Annotated in this window: 4 protein-coding genes; 2 read left to right on the forward strand and 2 right to left on the reverse strand. The window is 65.1% G+C overall.

What is annotated here, in order from left to right:
• Positions 1–1,291 (forward strand): MltA domain-containing protein (locus tag JHD07_RS24980; RefSeq protein ID WP_291626876.1); only part of this gene is annotated, 1,291 nt, incomplete at its 5' end.
• Positions 1,288–1,878 (forward strand): Smr/MutS family protein, encoded by a 591-nt coding sequence (locus tag JHD07_RS24985; RefSeq protein ID WP_291626877.1) that lies wholly within the window; start codon positions 1,288–1,290, stop codon positions 1,876–1,878. The genes JHD07_RS24980 and JHD07_RS24985, both read left to right, overlap by 4 nt.
• A 183-nt stretch (positions 1,879–2,061) precedes the next feature.
• Here JHD07_RS24985 and JHD07_RS24990 read toward each other — a convergent pair whose 3' ends face one another.
• On the reverse strand, positions 2,062–3,186 hold the full coding sequence (locus JHD07_RS24990; RefSeq protein WP_291626878.1) for a hypothetical protein: 1,125 nt from the start codon (positions 3,184–3,186) through the stop codon (positions 2,062–2,064).
• Between the two features lie 28 nt (positions 3,187–3,214).
• The coding region (gene hslU, locus JHD07_RS24995) for an ATP-dependent protease ATPase subunit HslU (protein ID WP_291626879.1) at positions 3,215–4,270 on the reverse strand (1,056 nt) is incomplete at its 5' end.

Here is a 4,270-nt window from a genome sequence, read left to right on the forward strand (position 1 = left end):
CTACAAGACTTACCGCGCCAGCTGCCGCCCGATCAATGCGCATAACGGCGCGGCCGAGGCCAAGAACGCCGAGGCCAAGAACGGCGCCGCCGACGGCAAGGCTTTGGCCGGCTCTCTCAACGAGCCCTGCGGGGCTGCCAAGACGCTCGATCTCGCCGACGACGCCAAGGCAAAATCCTTCTTCGAGGAGAACTTCACGCCGCTGCGCATCTCGCGCCTCGGCGAGCCCGCGGGGTTCGTCACCGGCTATTACGAGCCGGTGCTGGAGGGGTCGCGCACGCAGACCGACGTCTACACCGTGCCGGTCTATCGACGTCCGTCGAACCTGTTCGTGCGCGGCTACAAGCAGGATTCGCTCAGCCTGCCGAACAAGGGGCCAGTCTATCGCAAGATCGGCCGCCGCAAGCTGGTGCCCTATTACGATCGCGGCGAGATCGAGGACGGCAAGATCGCCGGCCGCGGGCTGGAAATCGCCTGGCTGAAGGATCCGACCGATCTGTTGTTCGCCCAGATCCAAGGCTCGGCGCGCATCAAGTTCGACGACGGCAGCTCGGTCCGGCTCAATTACGACGCCTATAACGGCTATCCCTACACGGCCGTCGGGCGCATCCTGATCGAGCGCGGCATCATCCCGAGGGAAGAGATGTCGATGCAGAAGATCAGGGAATGGATGACGCAGAACCCTGACGGCGCCAAGGAGCTGCGCCGTGCGAACCGCGCCTACATCTTCTTCCGCGAGGTCAATCTCTCCGATAAGGACGAAGCGGTGGGCGCGCAGGGGATTCCGTTGACGGCCGGCCGCTCGATTGCGGTCGACAAGGCGCTGCATGTCTACGGCACGCCGTTCTTCATCGAAGGCGAACTGCCGATCGAATCCGAACGCGCCAGGACGCCGTTCAACCGCTTGATGATCGCGCAGGACACCGGTTCGGCCATCATCGGGCCCGCCCGCGCCGATTTGTTTTTCGGCGCCGGGGCGGAAGCCGGCCGCGTCTCGGGGCGGCTACGCCATCCCATGCAATTCGTGATGCTGGTGCCGAAGAGCCTCGATCCAGCCCCGCTCGCCGCGAAATTGCCGATCCCGGACCCGCGCCCCGCGGAGAAGATCGCAAAACTGTTTCCGCAGACCGTCCCGGCCAAGGCAGACACGCCTGCGGCCGCCGCGCCTCAAGACAAGACGGAGACGGTTGCGATTGCCGGCCCCATCCCGCTACCTGTGCCGCGTCCCGCGATCGAGCCTGTCTCCGAACCGCGCCGCCCGGTGAAGAATCGTCCTCCTCGACAGCAATGAAGCGATCGTCCCGTCCGCCTGTGCTGGAGCCCCGCCCCTCGCCGCGCCGCCGCCCGCTGAGCGAGGACGAGCGCGAGCTGTGGGATCTCGTTGCAAGGCATGTCAAACCGCTGCGAAAGCACCGCGTTACGAAACCGCATGCCGCGCCGAATCCCGAAGCCTCGGCCGCCGTGCCGAGCGTGCGGCCCGCGTTATCGCCGCGCCCCATCGGGGCCGCGCCGGCGCCGCGCGTGACCAAACCGTCTGTCCCGCCCCTTGCGCCGCTTGGCAAGCGCGAGCGGACCAAGCTCTCGCGCGGCCGCAGCGAGATCGAGGCGCGGCTCGATCTGCACGGCATGACCCAGATGCGCGCCCATCGCGCGCTGGCCGGCTTCCTGCACCGTGCCCATGACGACGGTCTGACCTTCGTGCTCGTCATCACCGGCAAGGGCCGCAGCGGCGGCGAAAGCGGCGTGCTGCGCCGCCAGGTGCCGGAATGGCTGAGCCTGCCGGAATTCCGCGCCTTCGTCGTCGGCTTCGAGCAAGCCGCGATCGGCCACGGCGGCGAGGGCGCGCTGTATGTGCGGATCAGGCGGGCGAGAGGGTAGCGGCTTTTCTTGCCTCTCCCGCTTGCGGGAGAGGCCGACGCGCGAAGCGCGGCGGGTGAGGGCTCTCGCCGCACTGAGACGTCCTCAGTTAATCTCGATAATCCCAGCGCGGAGACACCCTCTCCCCAGCCCTCTCCCGCAAGCGGGAGAGGGAGCGCACCGTCTCCGGGGCTGTGATTGCGCCTAAAACGGCCGGACAATTCCGACGCGTGGGATCAGCGTGATGATCAGGCCGAAAATGTTGGTCTTCCGATCCTCCGCCGGGATCAGCGCAGCTTCATGCTTTGCCGGCAGCATCTTCACGACGTGCAGGATCAGGAACATGCAGACTGCCCAGTTCGAGATCCAGCGCGAATAGTCGAACACCATTGCGAACATCACGACATAGGCCAGGCTGATGCCAATCAGCGCCGCAATGACGAGGCGGCGGTGCATCTCGCTTGCGAGTGCGCCGATCAGGTTTGCGAAGAAACGCCACAGCGGTAAGTGCAGCCAGATCAAGAGAGCGAACACGGGCACGCCGAGACTATTGTGCGGCAGGCGCCCCCAGGTATCGGCAATTTCCTTCGCCAGCGGCTGGTACCAGATATAGGCGAATTGTAGGAGATCGGTGCGGGATGGATCGGCCATCCGTGCTTTCAGATATGCGACGAAGTCCGCTTCGGGGATCGGCATCGTTCCCCAAAACTGCGCGGCGAAGAACAGCGCGGCGACGAGGGCGAGGGCGACGATGCCGAAAGCCACGCTGGCGCGGTTGCAGCTGTGAGAAAGGTAGTGCCTGAACACGACGATGGTGATGATGGTCGGCACATACATCAAGAGATGGATGTGGTGGATCAGCACGAGGACGATCGCGAACAGCGCGGCTGTCGCCACGAACAGCAGCGAGCTTGCCGGCATTAGCAGCAGGACGATGGCGAGCGCGCAACCATAGATGTCGAAATGGCCGAGCGTGTGCATGAAGTTCTTCAAGAAGAACGGCGAGCCTGCGGTGAAGACGAACAGCGGCAGCGTTCTCGCGGAGAAGCCGAACGTCTTCCGGAAGAGCCGCGCATACAGCGCGAGCGTCACCGACCACGTCGCTCCGCCGAGCGCGAACACCAGCCAGACCGGCACCTTGTCGGTGAACAGCGCGACGATTGCCCCGATCAACGCGCGTTTGATGAAGCCGAAATGATAGTCGACCAGGAGGTGGATGTAGGGGACATAAGGCGGCAGCTGGATCTTGTGGACGAAGACGCCAACGATGACCGCCGCGTTGATCGCGAGCAGGAGCCGCCAGGGATGTTGCAGGATGCGGAGGGTCACGCCGCATCCATAGCGGACTGATCCAAAATTACAAAATGAACCGGCTCAGATCCGCGTTCTTGGCGAGGTCGCCGATATGCTTCTGCACGTAGTCCGCGTCGAGCCGGACGGTCTCGCCGTTGCGGTCGGGGGCGGTGAAGGAGATCTCGTCCAGCACCCGCTCCATCACGGTCTGGAGCCGCCGCGCGCCGATGTTCTCGACGGTGGAATTGACGGCGACCGCGATGTCGGCGAGGGCGTCGATGGCGCCGTCGGTGATGTCGAGCGTCACGCCCTCGGTCTGCATCAGCGCGACATATTGCTTGATCAGCGAAGCCTCGGGCTCGGTCAGGATGCGGCGCATGTCGTCGCGGGTCAGCGCCTGCAATTCGACGCGGATCGGCAGGCGGCCCTGCAATTCCGGCAACAGGTCGGACGGCTTTGCGACGTGGAAGGCGCCGGAGGCGATGAACAGGATGTGGTCGGTCTTGACCGCGCCGTGCTTGGTCGAGACCGTGGTGCCCTCGATCAACGGCAAGAGATCGCGCTGCACGCCCTCGCGCGAGACGTCGCCGCCGACCCGGCCGTCGCGTGCGCAGATCTTGTCGATCTCGTCCAGGAACACGATGCCGTTATTCTCCACCGTGCTGATCGCCTCCAGGGTCAGCTGCTCGGTGTCCAGCAGCTTGTCGGATTCCTCGTTGACCAGGATCTCGTGCGAGCTTTCGACCGTCAGCCGCCGCGTCTTGCTGCGACCGCCGAGCTTGCCGAAAATGTCGCCGAGCGAGATCGCGCCCATCTGCGCGCCCGGCATGCCCGGGATCTCGAACATCGGCATGCCGCCGCCGGACGATTGCGTCTCGATCTCGATCTCCTTGTCGTTGAGCTCGCCGGCCCGCAGCTTCTTGCGGAACGACTCCCGCGTCGCCGAACTCGCATTGGCGCCGACCAGCGCGTCGAGCACGCGTTCCTCGGCCGCGAGCTGGGCGCGCGCCTGCACGTCCTTGCGTTTGCGTTCGCGCACCTGGGCGATCCCGACCTCGACGAGATCGCGGATGATCTGCTCGACGTCGCGGCCGACATAACCGACCTCGGTGAACTTCGT

Source organism: Bradyrhizobium sp., assembly GCF_016462955.1.
In the GTDB taxonomy this organism is placed as follows: Bacteria; Pseudomonadota; Alphaproteobacteria; order Rhizobiales; family Xanthobacteraceae; genus Bradyrhizobium.